At 72.4% G+C, this 16,480-nt stretch carries 15 protein-coding genes and 1 tRNA gene; 10 read left to right on the forward strand and 6 right to left on the reverse strand.

Annotated elements, in window-relative coordinates; genetic code table 11:
* Positions 1-42 precede the first annotated feature (42 nt).
* The 6 genes from KPF47_RS25210 (at position 43) to KPF47_RS25235 (ending at position 7,659) form a co-directional block, all read left to right on the forward strand.
* Positions 43-438 (forward strand): zinc-binding dehydrogenase, encoded by a 396-nt coding sequence (locus KPF47_RS25210; RefSeq protein ID WP_224391258.1) that lies wholly within the window; start codon positions 43-45, stop codon positions 436-438.
* A gap of 449 nt (positions 439-887) precedes the next feature.
* Positions 888-1,793 (forward strand): NADP-dependent oxidoreductase, encoded by a 906-nt coding sequence (locus KPF47_RS25215; protein ID WP_224391261.1) that lies wholly within the window; start codon positions 888-890, stop codon positions 1,791-1,793.
* 134 nt (positions 1,794-1,927) lie between these two features.
* Positions 1,928-2,893, forward strand: a complete 966-nt coding sequence (locus KPF47_RS25220; protein ID WP_224391262.1) for a CPBP family intramembrane glutamic endopeptidase — start codon at positions 1,928-1,930, stop codon at positions 2,891-2,893.
* A 166-nt stretch (positions 2,894-3,059) separates the two neighbouring features.
* Positions 3,060-5,756: an AAA family ATPase gene (locus tag KPF47_RS25225; protein ID WP_224391265.1), complete on the forward strand. Its 2,697-nt coding sequence runs from the start codon at positions 3,060-3,062 to the stop codon at positions 5,754-5,756.
* A 128-nt stretch (positions 5,757-5,884) separates the two neighbouring features.
* Positions 5,885-7,318, forward strand: a complete 1,434-nt coding sequence (locus KPF47_RS25230; protein WP_224391266.1) for an aldehyde dehydrogenase family protein — start codon at positions 5,885-5,887, stop codon at positions 7,316-7,318.
* Positions 7,315-7,659, forward strand: coding sequence for a hypothetical protein (locus tag KPF47_RS25235; protein ID WP_224391267.1), 345 nt, complete (start codon positions 7,315-7,317; stop codon positions 7,657-7,659). Before KPF47_RS25230 ends, KPF47_RS25235 begins: the two co-directional genes overlap by 4 nt.
* 50 nt (positions 7,660-7,709) lie before the next feature.
* Here KPF47_RS25235 and KPF47_RS25240 read toward each other — a convergent pair whose 3' ends face one another.
* The 4 genes from KPF47_RS25240 to KPF47_RS25255 all read right to left on the reverse strand — a co-directional run bounded on the left by KPF47_RS25240 (position 7,710) and on the right by KPF47_RS25255 (position 12,139).
* Complete coding sequence (locus KPF47_RS25240) at positions 7,710-8,729, reverse strand: methyltransferase (protein WP_224391275.1); 1,020 nt, start codon at positions 8,727-8,729, stop codon at positions 7,710-7,712.
* Positions 8,730-8,985: 256 nt separating this feature from the next.
* The gene (locus tag KPF47_RS25245; protein WP_224391276.1) at positions 8,986-9,753 is read right to left on the reverse strand and encodes a MerR family transcriptional regulator; all 768 of its coding nucleotides are present in this window, start codon (positions 9,751-9,753) and stop codon (positions 8,986-8,988) included.
* A gap of 247 nt (positions 9,754-10,000) precedes the next feature.
* The gene (locus KPF47_RS25250) at positions 10,001-10,837 is read right to left on the reverse strand and encodes an LLM class flavin-dependent oxidoreductase (protein ID WP_224391277.1); all 837 of its coding nucleotides are present in this window, start codon (positions 10,835-10,837) and stop codon (positions 10,001-10,003) included.
* Between the two features lie 54 nt (positions 10,838-10,891).
* Complete coding sequence (locus KPF47_RS25255; RefSeq protein ID WP_224386790.1) at positions 10,892-12,139, reverse strand: IS110 family transposase; 1,248 nt, start codon at positions 12,137-12,139, stop codon at positions 10,892-10,894.
* A 328-nt stretch (positions 12,140-12,467) separates the two neighbouring features.
* Here KPF47_RS25255 and KPF47_RS25260 point away from each other — a divergent pair, with 328 nt between their 5' ends.
* Together KPF47_RS25260 and KPF47_RS25265 are read left to right on the forward strand one after the other, a co-directional pair.
* Positions 12,468-13,310, forward strand: coding sequence for an IS5 family transposase (locus KPF47_RS25260; protein ID WP_224386276.1), 843 nt, complete (start codon positions 12,468-12,470; stop codon positions 13,308-13,310).
* A 215-nt stretch (positions 13,311-13,525) separates the two neighbouring features.
* Positions 13,526-14,119, forward strand: a complete 594-nt coding sequence (locus KPF47_RS25265; RefSeq protein WP_224386178.1) for a plasmid pRiA4b ORF-3 family protein — start codon at positions 13,526-13,528, stop codon at positions 14,117-14,119.
* Positions 14,120-14,150: 31 nt separating this feature from the next.
* On the opposite strand, the gene KPF47_RS25270 is transcribed toward KPF47_RS25265, so the two are convergent.
* Complete coding sequence (locus KPF47_RS25270; RefSeq protein WP_224386179.1) at positions 14,151-14,996, reverse strand: IS5 family transposase; 846 nt, start codon at positions 14,994-14,996, stop codon at positions 14,151-14,153.
* An 82-nt stretch (positions 14,997-15,078) separates the two neighbouring features.
* Here KPF47_RS25270 and KPF47_RS25275 point away from each other — a divergent pair, with 82 nt between their 5' ends.
* Together KPF47_RS25275 and KPF47_RS39165 are read left to right on the forward strand one after the other, a co-directional pair.
* Positions 15,079-15,651, forward strand: a complete 573-nt coding sequence (locus tag KPF47_RS25275; RefSeq protein ID WP_224391278.1) for an MFS transporter — start codon at positions 15,079-15,081, stop codon at positions 15,649-15,651.
* A gap of 393 nt (positions 15,652-16,044) precedes the next feature.
* Entirely contained in the window at positions 16,045-16,170 is a 126-nt protein-coding gene (locus tag KPF47_RS39165) for a hypothetical protein (protein WP_255660382.1), read from the forward strand.
* 232 nt (positions 16,171-16,402) lie between these two features.
* Here KPF47_RS39165 and KPF47_RS25280 read toward each other — a convergent pair.
* A tRNA-Pro gene (locus KPF47_RS25280) sits at positions 16,403-16,476 on the reverse strand.
* Positions 16,477-16,480: the final 4 nt, after the last annotated feature.

Below are 16,480 nucleotides of genomic sequence, written 5' to 3' on the forward strand. Positions count from 1 at the left end.
ACGCAGGGATGTCGTGCCGGTCGGATCGTGTCGGGTGCGCCGGTGATCCGGCGTGCCTGCCCGGACGGCGTCGACGTGTTCTTCGACTCCGTCGGAGGAGCGACGCTCGACGCCGCCCTGCCGAACCTCGACGTCGGCGCCCGCATCGCCGTGTGCGGCACCATCGGCCTGCCGCCCGACGCCGAGGCCCACGGTCCCCGGATCGAACGCCGGATCCTGGTCAACCGGGTCTCCATGCAGGGATTCCTGGCGACCGATCACCTGCACCGGATCGACGACGTGGTGGAGGAGCCCGCCGGGTGGCTCCGAGCGGGCCGGATCAGGCATCGGGAGGACATCTCCCCCTCGTCGGCCGATGCACCGGAGGCGCTCGTGCGGTTGTCGGAGGGACGGAACACGGGAAAGTCCCTGGTCCGGGTCGCCGACATCGACCCGTGACAGCCCGATGACCCCGCTCGCCCGGGAGGGACGGTGGAGCAGCCGCGCCGTGGGCCGACCCCAGGTCTCTCGGCCCCGCTCCCGGTCCTCGATGCTCCCCTCGCTCGTCGCGCAGCCGACACCGACGATCGCGGAGGTGGCGCCCACCGTCGAGCGGCGTCCGGGCTACGACCGATCCGGGCCCCGATCCGCTCGCGACACGAGGCCGCTAGGAAGACGTCGAGGCCTGTTCGAGGAGAGCAGCCCGACGACGTGGCGGCCGACGACGACCCCGTCCACATCGGCCGGGGGCATGGAGCTCGCCGCGCGGGTGCTCGGCGCCGCCCGTGGCGGATCCCGGCACAGCGGAACGACGACCGGTCACGGCCCTCGGGACCGGCGGGCACGACGGCTGGATCGACACGCGGGGCCCACCCCGTACGACGGACGGAACAAGGAGAACAGAAGTCATGAGAGCAGCGGTCATCACGTCCTTCGGCGCGGCCGACGTACTCCGCGAGGCCGAGGTGGACAGCCCGGTACCGGGGCCCGGCCAGGTGCTGGTCGAGATCCGCGCGGCGGGGGTGAACCCGGCCGAGCTCCTCGCCCGGTCCGGCGTCTTCGACCTGCCGGCCCCGGCGATCATCGGGTTCGAGTTCGCCGGCACCGTCGCGGCGCTCGGCGACCACGTCACCGGGGTCGAGGTCGGTGCGCGCGTCGCCGGCTGGCCGGACGGCTTCGCGCAGGGCTCCTACGCGCAGTTCACGGTGAGCAGCAACTACACGACCATCCCCGACGGGGTGTCGTTCACCGATGCGGCCGCGACCGTCATCGCCGCGGACAACGCTGCGCGGGGACTCGCGCTGCTGCGACCGAGCGCGGGAGAGACGATCGTGGTCACCGGGGCGAGCGGGGCTCTCGGCGGCGCCGCCGTGCAGTTCGCCCGGCTGCGGGGGCTCACCGTCATCGGGATCTCGGGACGGTCCAGCCTGGAGTACGTGGAGAGTCTCGGGGCGACCGCCGTGGAGCACGGCGACGACCTCGCGGACCGCGTGCGTGCGGTCGCTCCCGGCCCCATCGACGCGGCGCTGGACACCGCGGGGAAGGGACTCGTGTCCACGCTGCTCGACCTGCGCGGCGGCACCGGGCGCGTCGTCACCCTGGCGGATCCGGCCGCGGCCGCCCAGGGTGTCACGTTCAGCGCGGGACACCCCGGCAACCGGGACAGCCGCCCGGTGCGGGAGGCACTGGAGCACATCGCCGCGGGGCGGTGGCGCACCCGGATCGCCCGTACCTTCCCGCTGCACCGGGCGGCGGAGGCCCACCGGGCGCTGGAGGCCGGGCACACCGGAGGAAAGCTGCTGCTGATCCCGTGAGAGCCAGGACGCGGAGCCACGACCGGGGTCCTGGGGATCGATCCGGTGCTGCTCCCTTGACCCTGCCCCAGGGGCACGCTGTGTGCTGGTGCCCGTAGGTCGTCTGCTCGACGGAAGAACTCGGGAAGGTTCACATGCACAGGCCGGTCCCCGGTCCTCGTTCCGCTGCCGGCGGACGACGGCACTCCACACCCGACGAGGTGACCCGGCTGCTCCCCACCGCGGTCGACGGCACGCGGCCGTTCGGCGCGCACCTACGGATGAGCTGGTGGAAACCGCTGGTGCTGCTCGCGGTCCTGCCGATGGTCCTGCTGGGCTCCCAGGTGCTGGCCTGGTCGGTGGTGGGCGCCGTCGAGGGTTCCGACGACGCGTTCTCCACCGAGTTCACCCCGCTGAAGTCGCTGGCCGCCAACCTCGCCATCGGGGCGACGGGTGTGGTCGCGGTCCTGCTGCTCAGGTGGATGCCCCGGGTCCCGTGGCGGATACTGCTCAGCCCGCAGCGCCGGTTCGATCGGCGCCGGCTCGGCTACTACTCGGCCTGCGCGGCCGTCCTGGTGGCCGCCGGCCTCGGGACCGTGGCCGTGGTCGGGCCCGAGGCCACCGGATGGACCGGTTTCGGGATCACCGACACCACCGTCGCGCTGCTGGCCGTCACCCTGCTCACCATCCCGATCCAGGCGACCGGCGAGGAGCTGATGTACCGCGGCGTCCTGTTCCCCGCGACGGCGAGCTGGGTACGTGCCGTCCGCCCGGCCCTGGCCGTCGGCCTCGTCGTGTCCTCGCTGGTGTTCGCCGCGCTGCACGGCTCGGCGGACCCCTGGTTGGCCGGGTACATCGCGCTGATCGCGCTGAGCACCGGACTGATGTCGGTGATCAGCGGGGGGCTGGAGGCGCCCATCGCGTTCCATGTCGTCAACAATGTGCTGGCCGGTATCGCCAACAACGTCATGGCCGGGGGCGGTACCGCGGCCGTCGACCGGTCCACCGAGACCGGCGGCCCGCCGTTGCTCATCCTCGGCGCGGTCAACATCGCGATGGTGGTGGTGGTGGTCCGGTGGCACGAGAAGCGGTGCCGATCCGCCCCTCGCCCGGCGCGCTGAAGGCTCGCCCGTGGTCGTCGACCCGGTATGCAGGAAGACATGTCATCGGACACCGGAGGATCGTCATGAACGTCGGCGCGGACCGGGGGCGGCCCGAGTGGTACGAGACCGACGCCGGTCACCTGCAGGAGGACACCCCCGCCCGGCCGACCGCGCACCTCCTCCGATGACGGCCTCCGGTGATCCGGCCACGCTCGTCGGACGGCAGGCGGAGATCGCCGCCCTGACCGAGGTGCTCGACCGGGCCCGCCGGGGCGCCGGGGGCGCGCTGGTGCTCTGGGGCGAGCCGGGAATCGGCAAGACCGCGCTGCTCGACCACGTCACCGCCCTGTCCACGGACGTCACGTCGTGGTCGGTCCGGCCGTCGCGGTGCGAGGTCGCGACCCCCTTCGCCGGCCTGTACACGCTGCTCCGGCCGGTCGAGCACCTGATCGGGTCCCTCCCGGTCTCCCAGGCCGCCGCGCTCCGCGCCGTGCTCGCGGGTGCGGCGGGTGGGCCGGGCCGGCTGCTCACCGCGGTCGCGGTGCTGTCCCTGCTGTCGACCCCTGCCCTCGACCGTCCGCTGCTGATCGTCGTGGACGACGCGCACCGGCTCGACGCCGACACCGCGTTCGTGCTCGGCTTCGTCGCCCGGCGGGTGCGGACCGATCCCGTCGTGGTCCTGGTCGCCGACCACGACGCGCCCGCGGGCGGACCGTGGGAGGGGCTCGAACCGCTCCCGGTCGGCCCGCTCACCGACGACGACGCCGCCCGGCTGGTCACCGCCGCACATCCGGGCATGGACGGAGCCGCGGTCACCCGGGCGGTCGACGCGGGCGGCGGCAACCCGCTGGCCCTGCACGAGCTGCCGACGTCGGACGACGACCTCACCGGCACGGTGCCGGTGGGCCCCCGGCTGCGGAAGGCCTTCGCCGAACGCCTGCAGACCATGCAGCCCCCGGCGCGTGAGCTGCTGGTGCTGCTGGCCGCCGCCCGTTCCGACGGAGACCAGCTCACGCTCGCCCGGTCGGCACGTCCCCGCGACGGCGAGCAGCCGGTGTGGGACGAGACGGCCCGGTCGGGGCTGCTCGCCGGGACGCCCGACCGGCCCGCGCTGCGGCACCCGATCGTCCGGGCCGCCGTCTACGCCGGCGCCTCCCCGACCGATCGCGGGACCGCCCACCGGACCCTGGCCGCCGCGCTCCCGCCGGATGGTCGCGGACATCTCTGGCACCGGGCCGCGACCGTCCACGACGTCGACGAGGAGATCGCCGGGGCGCTCGAGCGGACGTCGCCGACAGGAGCCGGTGCGGTACCGATCCTGCGGCGGGCCGCCGAGCTCTCCCCCGACCCGGCCGCGGCGACCCGCAGGCTCGCCCGTGCGGCCGTCGCCGCCTGGCACGGCGGGGACGCCACGACGGCGCGCCGGTTGCTGGCCGACGCCCGGAGCCTGACCGACGAGGACCGGGCCACCCGCGCCAGCCGCGGCCTGCGCGGGGTGCTCGAGCTCGCCGAGGGATCGTTGGAACGAGCGCACCGGTCACTCACGCACGACCTCGTCGAGCTCGACGACCCACGCAGCGGCGTGGAGCTCGGCGTCGCCGCCCTGCACGCGGGATGGTCCGCGGCCCGCGACGACCTGGTGCGCGAGACCCTCGCCCGGCTCGCGAACCTGACGACCTCCGGACTACCGGACGTCCTCCCCGTCGTCCGGAGGTGGTGGGCGCCGGCGACGGACCCCGTCGGAGCCGTACCGCCGGCCGATCTCGGCGACGTCATGGCGCGCATCGCCGGAGTCGAGTCACAGCTGCTCCCCGCCTCGCTGCTCGGACTCGCCTGGGGCATCGACGAACCGCTCACCGATGCCGTGCACACCCTGCTCAACCGGCACCGCCGGCACGCCGACCGCACCTCGCTCGCCGCGGCACTGGCCCGGAGCGCGCGACTCGACATCGCCGCGGGACGGTGGGACGCCGCCCGGGACGCCGCGGCCGAGGGGCTCGCGTCGGCCGAGCGGATCGGCGCCGAGCACATCGCCGCGGAGTGCCGCAGCTGCCTCGGATGGCTCGCCGCCGCCCGCGGCGACCGCGACGACGTCGAGGCACTGACCACGCGGACCCTGGAGTTCGCCGGGCCGCGCCACGACCGTGCGGCAGGCGCCTCGGCGCTCTGGAGCCGCGGCATGGCCGCGCTCGGGGCCGGTCGCGCCGACGCGGCGCTGGACCTGCTGTCCCGCCTGGACGAGCGCGGGCATCCCGCGGCGCATCCGGTCGTCGCGCTGCTGGCCGGCCTAGACACGGTCGAGGCAGCCGTGCAGGCGCGGCGGCCCGGGATCGGCGAGCGCCGCGCCGCGACGCTCGACGCGTGGGCACGGCGCACCGGCGCGCCCTGGGCGAGATCCACCGCGCACCTGGCGCGCGCGCTGCTGGACGAGCCCGCCGCCGAGGTGTCCTACCGGGCGGCGCTGGACGAGCCCGGCGTGTCCCGGCGCCCGTTCGACCACGCCCGGGCGCACCTGCTCTACGGCGAGTGGCTGCGGCGACAGCGGCGGCGCCGCGACGCCCGCTGGCAGCTCGACACCGCCGTCGAGACGTTCGATGCCCTGGGAGCCCGCCCGATGATCGAGCGGGCCCGGCGCGAGCAGCGCCTCACGACGGCGCCCGCGCGCCGTGCCCACGGCGCAGGAACGGGCGCGGAGACCTTGACGGCCCAGGAGTTCCGGGTGGCGCAGCTCGCCGCCGAGAACCTGACGAACCGGGAGATCGGCGCCCGGCTGCGGATCAGCGACCGCACCGTCGGGCATCACCTGTCCCACGTGTTCGCCAAGCTCGGGCTCCGCTCCCGCCGCGACCTCGTGGCTGCCGGTCTCGCCGGGCGGCGATGACGGAGGGCCACGACCGGGAGACGACGGATCGGGACGGCGCGGCCGCGCGACGACGGATAACACAACCGATGCCCGCCCGGCCGCGGGTTCCTAGCGTGACCTCGACACCGACGAGAAGAGGCCCGCAGATGTCGAACCCCGCGGCAGCACCCGATGCCCACCGCCGTCACGACGGCGGTGGGGGCGCTGCCCGGACCCGGCGGGAGTCCCGTGACCCCGCCACCGGGGAGCTCCTGGGTACGTTCGTCGACGGTCGCGCCGCACAGGCCGGGGCCGCGATCGCCGCCGCGCGGCACGCGTTCACCGCCACGCAGTGGTCGCGGGACCGGCATCTGCGTGCCGCTGGGCTGACGGAGATCGCCGACCGGCTCGACGCCCGGAGCGACGAGATCATCGACCTGCTGTCCCGCGAGAACGGCAAGACGCTGAACGAGGCGGCCTTCGAGGTCGGCCCGTCCGCGGCCAAGCTGCGCTACTACGCCGCGCTGGCCCTGTCCGACCACGGCCGGGCCGCCGAGGTCCGCCCGGGGATGTACTCGATGACCCTCAAGGAACCGGCGGGCGTCGCCGGGATCATCGTGCCCTGGAACTCGCCGGTGATCCTGTCCACGCGCTCGTTCGCGCCAGCCCTGGCCGCCGGGTGCACCGTCGCGATGAAGATGCCGGCGCAGACCGGCCTGGTCAACGAGCTGCTCGCCGAGATCATCGGCTCGGCTCCGAGCCTGCCCACCGGGGTCGTCACGGTCTTCACCGAGAGCGGGTCCGACGGTGCGCGTCTGCTGGTCTCCTCCCCCGACGTCGACGTCGTGAGCTACACGGGGTCGACCACGGTCGGGCGCCGGATCATGGAGGCCGCCGCCCGCACGCTCAAGGGCCTGTCCCTCGAGCTGGGCGGCAAGACACCCATGATCGTGTTCGACGACGCCGACCTCGACGCCGCCGTACCCGTGCTGGCCCGAGCCGTCACCACGTTCGCGGGGCAGTTCTGCATGGCCGGCAGCCGGATCCTCGCGCACCGCGGCATCGCCGACGAGCTGCGCGGGAGACTCGTCGAGGCGTTGCGCGCGGTCCGTGTCGGCCCCGGCACCGACCCGTCGTCGGACATGGGCGCCATGATCGACGAGGCGAACGCCGTGCGGGTCGAACGCGCTGTCGCCGACGCCGCCGTCCACGGCACGGTGCTGCTGTGGGGCGGCCGGGAGGGGACGCTGCTCGCGCCCTCGCTGGTCGAGGTCACCGACGTGACGGCACCGATCGTGCAACGCGAGCTGTTCGGCCCGGTCGCGACGTTCGAGGTCTTCGACGACGAACGCGACGCCGTCGAGCGCGCCAACGCCACGGACTTCGGCCTGGCGGCAGGGGTCTGGACCCGGGACGTGGACCGGCCACTGCGGGTCGGACGCGACCTGCGGGTGGGGACGGTGTGGACCAACACCTGGGCGGTCGTCCACGACCAGTTCGAGGAGGGCGGCTACAAGCAGTCCGGCGTGGGCCGGCTCAACGGCCTGCGCGGGCTGGAGGAGTTCCAGGAGACCAAACACCTCGTGCACACCGCGCCGTGACCGCGGCCGACGAACCGGAGCCCCGCACCGGCGCGGACGGCCGGGACGCACCCCGGACGGTCTCGGGCATGGAGACCTGGTGCCGTGCTCCCGCCGCCGCGGCGACGGTCACGCCACCGCGCTGGAAGATGGCCGTCGCCTCGGGGATCGCGGTGTTCCCGCTGTCGCTGGCGGCGAACGGGGTCCTCACCCCGTGGCTCGGGACACTCCCGCTCCCGCTCCGTGCCGCGCTGTTCGCCGTCCTGTTCAGCACCGTGATGACCTACCTGATGATGCCCGTCGTGACCGGCCGGCTGCGCCGGTGGCTCCATCCCCGCCGTCCCGTCCGGGACGGCGGCTGACGACCGCTCCCGGCACGAGCCCGTGCCGGGAGTGGTGGCCGGCGTCGGACTCAGTCCTCCCGCACGGTCGCCTCGAGGACCGAGTACCCCGACACGCTCGACCGCGCGACCCGGTCCAGCACGAAACCCGACCGGTCGAGCAACCCGGCGAACTCCGAGCGCCTGCGTTCCCGGCCACCCGCCATCGTGAGCATGGTCAGGTCGGAGATCTTGCCGAGATGGGGCTCGTCCCCGTCGGGCAGGACGACCTCGACGACGACCAGACGCGCGCCGGGAGGCGCGGCCGCCCTGATCCGTCCGAGGATGCGCAGCGCGTCCTCGTCGTCCCAGTCGTGCAGCACGGTGGACAGCAGGTAGACCTGCGCCGACGGCACCGACTCGAAGAAGTCCCCGCCCAGCACCTCGACCCGGTCGGCCAGGCCCGCCGTCGCGAGCTGCTCGTGCGCGGTCGCCGCGACGGCCGGGAGGTCGACCAGCCATCCGCGTCGGTCGGGTTCGTCGGCGACCAGCGCGGCCAGCACCGACCCGTCGGCCCCACCGATGTCGGCGACGGTGCCGGGCGGGAGCCGGTAGCCCTCCAGCACCTCGGACTGTGCGCCGTGGGTGACGTCGGCCATGGCGGCGGTCAGCGCCGGGACGTGCTCGGGGTGGGTCTGCAGGAAGTCGACGAACGGCATGCCGTTGACCAGGTCCGACGCGGTGCGCCCGGTACGCAGGACGTCGGTCAGCGCAGCGAAGGGCGCGTAGTGCGTCTCCATCCAGAACAGGGCGGTGCCGTACACCGACCCCCGGGTCCCCGGGGCGAGCGTGGCCCCCAGCTCGGTGACCGCGACGGTCCCGTCCGGCTGGTGGGTGAACACTCCCTGCCCGGTCAGGGTGTGCAGCACCCGACCGAGCAGGTGCTCGTCCACCTCGGCGGTCGCCGCCAGGTCGGCCACGGTGCGGGGCCCGTCCAGCAGGGCCTGCGGGATTCCCAGCCTCGCGACGGCGTGGAGCGCCTGGGCGATCTGGAACCCGGCGAGCTTCTCGGTCATGAGCGCGCCGAGCTCGGCGGCGGAACGGCTGTCCATGATTCTCGTGCACCTCGGTCGTGGTGATGTGGTGATCGTTCGGGGGCCGTCGGCGCGGCGGCGGCTCAGCCCGAGCCGGGCAGGTGCGCCTCGAGAGCGGCGGCGACGAACGGCGAGGCCGCGGATCCGGCCCCGGTCGTCGAGCACGGTCTGGTTCGTCATCGGGTTCTCCTGGTGCGATGTCACCGCCCGGCTCGGGCGGCGACGCGATCGTGTGGTGGCTGCGCGGGTCCACCTGCGGGCCGCGGAAGGGGTCTCAGGGCTCGCCGGCGGCCGCGTCGGTCTCGTGGGCGTCGGTCTCGTGGGCGTCGGTCTGGTGGGCGTTGATCTCGTGGGTACGCCGCAGCACGTCGATCTGGGCGCGGTTGAACAGCGCCTCCACGGCGTGCCCGACGACCTTCCGTGCCGCGTCGGCCTGCCCTGGCGTGACGGCCTTGGGCTGCCACGCCACGGAGCCGCCGGCACCGGGCCCCGTCACGAGCGCGATCCGTTCGGCGAGGGCGTGGCGGCGCTCCTCGTCGGCGTCCTCGGGCAGGTCCCGGAACGCCTCGTCGAGCTCGTCGTTCGGGGCGGCTTCGAGAAGCTCCCGGACCGCGGTCATCGACTCCTCGGAATGGACCTGGGCGCAGATCGTCAGGAACGCGCGGTCGTTCTCCCGCAGCCGTGCTGCGACGGCACCGAACTCGGTGGGGACCTCGGGTGTCGCGCCGGGAAGCGACAGCGCGGACAGCTCGCGGCGAACGGCCTGCAGCCGTTCGACGGTTCTCGCCAGCTCGGCGTCGACGGCCCGGAAGATCGACGCGTGGCTGCCGTCCCGCATCACCTCGTCCACCTGCGCCAGCGGGACTCCCAGATCGGCGAGGCGCCTGATGTGCAGCAGCCGGGTCAGGTGGTGGACCTCGTACTTCTTGTAGCCGTTGAGCGCTCGGTCGGGTTCGGGGAGCAACCCGATCTCGTGGTAGTAGCGCACCGCCTTCACGCTGGTGCCGGTGATCTCCGCGATCTCGCGGGTGCTCCAGGTCACCGGAGCACGCCGTTCTCCACCATGTGGTCCTCCCCCGTCGGTCGTCGTGGCTCGACGAGACACCGTGCCCCCGGGGCACACTCAAGGGCGGCCGGCGGGACGGCCGCCCCGGAGCCGGACCACACCCGGTTCCGACGGGACGCGCGACTCTCCTCGGCCGACCGGTCCCGTTCGACACCGCGCCGCCTCGGCGGGGCCACCGGGAGCACGACGACCGGGCGAGGAGCGGACCCGAGCGCGCACGGGCTCACCCGGTCCGCTCGGCGGCGACGATCTCGCGGGCGCGGGGCGCGACCTCCCGGCCGAACAGCTCGAGTGCACCCGGCTCGTCGGAGGCCAGGACGAACCCCGATGTCCCGTGGGTGAGCGCGAGGTCGGCGATCTGCTCGGCCCACTGCTCCGGTGGCCCGTCGAAGAGCCCCTTCCCGGTGTCGGTGAACGTCCCGGCGATGTTGAGATGGCGCGTCACCGCGCGCGGGTCGCGGCCCGCTCCGGCGGCGCCGTCGTCGATGTGGGAGTTCATCCCCGCCAGCGAGGCCGGGCCGTCCGGCAGGAACATCAGCGACGGCAGCCACCCGTCGGCGAGCCGTCCGGTCAGCCGCAGCATCCGGGGTCCCAGCGCCCCGATCCGGATCGGGATCGGGTGGGCCGGGGCGGGGCCCCGCTTCGCGCCGTCGACGTGGTGGAACTCGCCGGGCACACGCAGCGGGCCGGGCTCGTCGACCGCCCAGATCCCGCGCATCACCGCGATCGCCTCCTCGGTCGCCCGGACGGCCTCACCGGGTGCCAGCCGCGGGCCGCCCATGGCGACGACGGCGTCCCAGAACGCCCCGGCTCCCAGCCCCATCTCGACCCGGCCGCCGCTGAGCAGGTCCAGGCTCGCGGCGGCGCGGGCCAGCACCGGGGCCGGACGCAACGGCAGGTTGAGCACGTTGCCGCAGATCCGGACCCGTTCGGTGCGGGCGGCGACGAACGACAGGAGCGTCCAGGTGTCGGTGAACGCCGACTGGTACGGGTGGTCCTGGTAGGTGACGAGGTCCAGCCCGGCCCGTTCGGCGACGAGCGCGAGCTCGACCGGGCGCATCGGGGGCACGGCGACCGGCGTGAGGAAGCAGCCGAAGGAATCCGAATGATGGTGTCAAGCCGCGGTAGCGGGTTGTGGTGCGGTGATGGTGAACATTCTCCGGTCACGCAGCAGGGCCCACAGGACGTCGACCAGGCGTCGGGCCAGGGCGAGCAGAGCTTGGGTGTGCAGCATTCTTTCGCTGCGTTTGCGCTGGTAAAAGGCCCGGGACGGGCCGTTGACCTTGAGGCTGGACAGCGCGGCCATGTAGAACACTCGCCGCAGGCGGCGGTTGTAGCGTCGTGGGCGGCGCAGGTTCCCGCTGATCCGGCCGGAGTCCTGGGGCACTGGGACGAGGCCGGCGTAGGAGGCCAGCCGTCCCGAGCTGGCGAAGCCACCCAGCTCGGAGCCGACATCAGCGCCGATACTGCTGCTGACACCGCCGTTGGTGGCGGTGAGGAATTCCGCGCCCAGAATGGGGCCGAGTCCGGGCAGCGACTCGATGATCGCCGCGTCCGGGTGGGTGCGGAACACGGTGGTGATCAGCTTGTCGGTGTCTTTGATCTCCCGGTCGAGCTCCAACAGCCGCCGGGCCAGGCCGGCGACAAGGACCGCGGTCCGCGTCTCGCTGGGCAGGGTCACGGTCTGGGCGTGGGCTGCGGCGACCGCGGTGGCCGCCATCGTGGGGATGCCTGGTGCCCATGCCCGGTGGGCGTGCAGATACTCGATCACTCCGGCTGTGTCCGCGTCTCGGAGCGCCTGCGGTGTCTGGAACCCGGTGACCAGCACCAGAGCGCTGCGGGTGGAGTAGTCGAAGGCCGCCTCGAGACCGGGAAAGATCGACCCGAGCAGGTCACGCAGCCGGTTGACCCCGCGTACCCAGTCAGCCATCAGGTCCTCGCGGTGGGCCACGAGCCGACGCAGCTCAGCAGTGGTCTCGTCAGTGGCGGTAACCACGGTGAGGTCGGCGCCGGACATGCGGGCGGTGTCGGCGATGACCTTTGCGTCGCGGGCGTCGGTCTTGGCCTCCCCACGGAACACGCCGCTCATCCGGTTGACGACCCGCCCGGGAACGTAGACCACCCGCTGGTCGGCTGCGGTGAGGACGACCTGCAACAGCGCGGCATAGCTGTTGGTCAGATCGATCGCCCACCGCACGTCCTCGGCCGCGGCGGACGCCCGATCGAGCAGAGCTTCGATCGCGGCCTGGTCGTTGCCGACCTTGCGGGAGAACACAACCTTGCCCTCGGCATCGACAGCGCAGGCGTGGTGGGTCCTTTTCCCGACGTCGATCCCGATCCAGACCACTGCTCGTCGCGCCACGAACAAACTCCTGTTGTTGCAGTTCACGCCCGTGGACAACCCGCCATCAGGTCCCTAATCAGCGACGGTTCGCATCAGATCCGAATCAGTGGCCAGGCCTGTCCAGAACGACGGGGCGGCCATTCCTTCCGAGCCACCGAAGCGGCAACAGCTCATCAGCCACACCCCGTCGTCCCGGGCATCCGGGGCATCAACCCCGAACACCTGCGACCTTAGAGGTCGCGCGGATTGGTCACAGCTTGGCCGCGGTCGAGTGTCTGGGGGCGAGGGCGGGTACGGGCCTGCCGATCATGAAGTTATCTACGCTTCGTGATCGTCTGGAGGCCGCGTGCCCACCCTGCCATCATGGCTGACCGAGCCGTTGTGGGACCAGTTCACCGCGCTGCTGCCTCATCGAGACGAGTTCGATCCCACCCATCCGCTGGGCTGCCATCGCCGCCGGATCGCGGATCGGATCGTGTTCGACAAGCTCCTGCAGGTACTGCGGTTCGGCTGCTCGTATGAGGGCATCGCTGACAGCACCTGCTCGGCGACCACCATCCGCGATCGTCGTGACGAGTGGATCAGGCTCGGGGTCTTCGCCCAGCTGCGTCGGATCGTCCTGGACGCCTACGACCGCATCGTCGGTCTGCTGCTGCACGACATCGCCGTCGATGGCGCCATCACCAAGGCCCCCGGCGGCGGCGAGGTCGCCGGTCCGTCGCCGGTGGACCGGCGCAAACAGGGTATGAAACGTTCGGTGCTCGTCGAGGGATACGGCATCCCGCTGGGCCGAGTCCTGGCCGGAGCCAACCGGCACGACTCCCCGCTACTGGGCCCCACCCTCGACCGCCTCGATGCTCTCGGCCCGCTGCCCGACGACATCACCGTGCACCTCGACGCCGGCTATGACTCCGGCAAGACCCGCGACACGCTGGCCGAACGAGGCCTGCACGGCGAGATCGCGCACAAGGGTGAGAAAGCGCCGATCCAGGCCACCCGCCGCTGGCACGTCGAGCGGACCAACGCTTGGCACAACAGCTTCAACCGGCTGCAGCGCTGCTACGAACGACGAGAAATCGTCGTCGACGCGTTCTTCGACCTCGCCGACACGATCGTCACACTCCGTAGCTTGATTCGGCAGGCCTGGACCACACACCGCTGGAACGCCCGACCTGCACGACGTCCATGATCACCAACCAATCCGCGCGACCTCTTAGAGGTCGTTTCAGAACGACTTGTCGAGTTTCCATTGACCCCTCGACGACAGATCAAACGGCAGGTCAGATAGCCGCTTGTCGTCTACAACAGACACGTCGACCTCGTTCTGAAATGACCTCTTAGACGTCGTTTCAGAAGTGGTGGGCCCGGTTCTGCCGGTGACGGCGGGGCTGGCAGCATCGGCTGATGGTCGCGCCTCGTGTGTCTGAGAAGACGAAGATTTTCGAGTTGGAGATCGTCCTGACCGAGGTGGTGCCGGCGGTCCGGCGTCGGGTGCAGGTGCCGGGCGAGGTCGACTTGGCGGTGTTACACGAGGTGGTGCAGTCAGTGATGGGCTGGACGAACTCTCATCTGCACGAGTTCGAGATCGTCGGGCGCCGCTACGGGATCCCAGACCCGGACTGGCCCGGACAGGATGTCGCCGACGAGACGAAAGAGAAGCTGTTTCGGCTGGTCAAGGCTGGTGACCGGTTCGGTTACGTCTACGACTTCGGTGACAACTGGGCCCACGAGATCACCGTCGAGGCGGTCGCGGCCGTCGAGCCGGGAGTGTGCTATCCGCGATGCGTCGCCGGGCAGGGGGCGTGCCCGCCCGAGGACGTCGGCGGGATCGGGGGGTATGAGGACTTCCAGGCCGTGCTCGCCGACCCTGACCATCCCGACCGCGCCGAGCGCCTGGAGTGGGCGGGCGGGCCGTTCGACCCGCACCGCTTCGACCCTGACGAGGCCGACCGGGCCTTGGAGTGGCTGGCCTGGCGGCCGCTGGCCCCGACCTCGTAGGCGAGTGCCTCAGCGAGGGCTGGGTCGACCATCACTTCGGCTTCGGCTTCGGCTTGGTGAGGCGGCGGTGGCAGATCAGGGCGCAGGCCAGCGATAACAGCGCGGTGATCGTGGATTCGGCGCGGTCGTAGCGCAGCGCGAGGCGGCGGAAGTCCAGCAGCCAGGACATGGTGCGCTCGACGACCCAGCGGACCCGCCCGAGCCGGGTGGAGTCCTCGATCCCGCGCCGGGCGATCCGCACCCCGATCCCACGCCCACTCAGGTAGCGGCGGCAGCGGGGATAGTCGTAGCCCTTGTCGGCGTGCACCTTGTCCGGCCGACGTCGCGGACGCCCCGGCTGTCCCGCCCGTTCGCGGACGCCGGGGTTGGTGTCCAGCAGCGGGGCGAGCATCCGACTGTCGTGGGTGTTCGCCCCGGTGACCAGCGCATGCAGCGGGAGCCCGCCTCGGTCGCAGAGCACGTGGTACTTGCTGCCCGCCTTCCCGCGATCGGTCGGCGAGGGCCCGGTGGCCTCGCCGCGGCGCTTGGCCCGCACGCTCACGCTGTCCACCGCCGCCCGCGACCAGTCCAGCAGGCCCTGCTGGGCGAGGCGGTCGAGCATCACCCGGTGCAGCTGGGCCCAGACCCCGGCCTGCTGCCACTGCCGTAGCCGCCGCCAGCAGGTCACTCCGGACCCACAGCCGAGCTCGGCGGGCAGCGCGTTCCAGCTGATCCCGGTCTTGAGCACGAACACGATCCCGGCCAGAGCGGCCCGATCCGGCACCCGCGGACGGCCTGTCCGTCCCCGCTTGTGCTTGCGCGGCTTGGGCAGCAGCGGCTCCACCAGCGCCCACAGCTCGTCGCTCACCAATCGCTCGACACAAGATCGCCGCGCCACGACCGGACATGATCAGCTACCAGCGCCGATCCACACAGGACCGACACGCCGACTTCTGAAACGACCTCTTAGGGACCTGCTCATGGCCTACCTGCCACTGCTGGGACAGTCGATGGGCCTGGGCGTCGGCGCCGTGACGATGCTTCTCACCGCGCGCAGCGTCGCCTCGGTCGTGTCCCGGGCCGCGATGCCGCTGCTGCTGCGGGCCGCGCCGCGACGGGGGCTGCTGGTGTCGGCCACCCTCGCCTCGGGGGCGCCGATGGCGCTCGTACCGCTCACCACCGACATCGTGCTGCTGACCGTGATGATGCTCGTCGTCGGCTTCTTCTGGGGGCTGGGCCAGCCGCTCACCATGTCCTGGGTGACGACCGTGGCCGACCCGCACAACCGCGCGGCGGCGCTGTCCGTACGACTGGCGGGCAACCGCATCGGACAGGTCGTCGTGCCGCTCGCCGCGGGCGGGCTGGCCGGCATCACCGGCGTCGGCGCGATCTTCCACGCGGGCGGGCTGCTGCTGCTCTCGTCGGCGCTGTGCACACTGGTCAGCACGCGCGAACCGCCCGCGGGACCCGGGCGGGTGGCGCCCAGCCGCCACGGAGTCCACCCCCCGGACGTCAGTTCTCGGCGTACCCGGCGAAGGCCTGCCCGCCGATGACCACGCAAACTCCTCGCCGAGGACCGGAGCGTCGTGCTCCGCGACATGTCCGGGTGCCGTGTCGGTCATGGCCCCGCTGCGGTGCTCCCCGGACTTTCGTCGTCGACATCGCGAGGACAGCCCTGAGCAGGTCGGCAGCCACGCCTCCACCGTCGCGAGTCGGCCGAACCGGACCACCGGCGGATTCCTGTCGATGCTCCTGCTCCCGATCCGGCAGAGGACCATCCCCTCCCCGGCGGCCTCGTCGACAAGGGCGCCCGAAGCAAGCGGGCGCGGTTCGTCCCGCTGATCGCGGAGGTACGCGACCTGGTCCAGCACCGGATCGAGGTCGTCGACGGCCGGCCCGATGCCCGGCTGTTCACCGGGCCCCGCGGTGGCCGGATCACCACCGCGGTGTTCCGGGACGCCACCCACTGGGACGAGGTCGTCGCGTCGCTCGGGTTCGAGCACCTGCGCCGCCACGGACTCCGCCACACCGGCCTGACGTGGATGGCGGACGCCGGCGTCCGGTGCACGTAACTCGGAGGATCGCCGGGCACGGGTCGTTGACCACGACGCAGCGCTACCTGCACCCGGATCAGGCCGCAGTGTCGGCCGCCGGGGACTCGCTGACGGCCTTCCTACGAGCCCCGCGGTCCCCACATGGTCCCCAGGAGGCTGCGGGATGACCAGAACGATGATCGACACCCGGACAACGAAACAGCCCGCCGACCTGGTCTTTTCCCAGATCAACGGGCTGTTGTTCGGCCTGTCGGGACGACAGGATTTGAACCTGCGACCCCTTGACCCCCAGTCAAGTGCGCTACCAAGCTGCGCCACGTCCCGGCCA

This window comes from Pseudonocardia sp. ICBG1293, from assembly GCF_020131355.1.
Taxonomy (GTDB): domain Bacteria; phylum Actinomycetota; class Actinomycetes; order Mycobacteriales; family Pseudonocardiaceae; genus Pseudonocardia.

Bases quoted from the DNA above. Each gene is read 5' to 3' on its own strand.
- KPF47_RS25225 (WP_224391265.1), top strand. From the start codon at position 3,060: ATGACGGCCTCCGGTGATCCGGCCACGCTCGTCGGACGGCAGGCGGAG.
- KPF47_RS25220 (WP_224391262.1), top strand. From the start codon at position 1,928: ATGCACAGGCCGGTCCCCGGTCCTCGTTCCGCTGCCGGCGGACGACGG.
- KPF47_RS25215 (WP_224391261.1), top strand. From the start codon at position 888: ATGAGAGCAGCGGTCATCACGTCCTTCGGCGCGGCCGACGTACTCCGC.
- KPF47_RS25240 (WP_224391275.1), bottom strand. From the start codon at position 8,729: ATGGACAGCCGTTCCGCCGCCGAGCTCGGCGCGCTCATGACCGAGAAG.
- KPF47_RS25250 (WP_224391277.1), bottom strand. From the start codon at position 10,837: ATGCGCCCGGTCGAGCTCGCGCTCGTCGCCGAACGGGCCGGGCTGGAC.
- KPF47_RS25230 (WP_224391266.1), top strand. From the start codon at position 5,885: ATGTCGAACCCCGCGGCAGCACCCGATGCCCACCGCCGTCACGACGGC.
- KPF47_RS25275 (WP_224391278.1), top strand. From the start codon at position 15,079: ATGGCCTACCTGCCACTGCTGGGACAGTCGATGGGCCTGGGCGTCGGC.
- KPF47_RS25265 (WP_224386178.1), top strand. From the start codon at position 13,526: ATGGTCGCGCCTCGTGTGTCTGAGAAGACGAAGATTTTCGAGTTGGAG.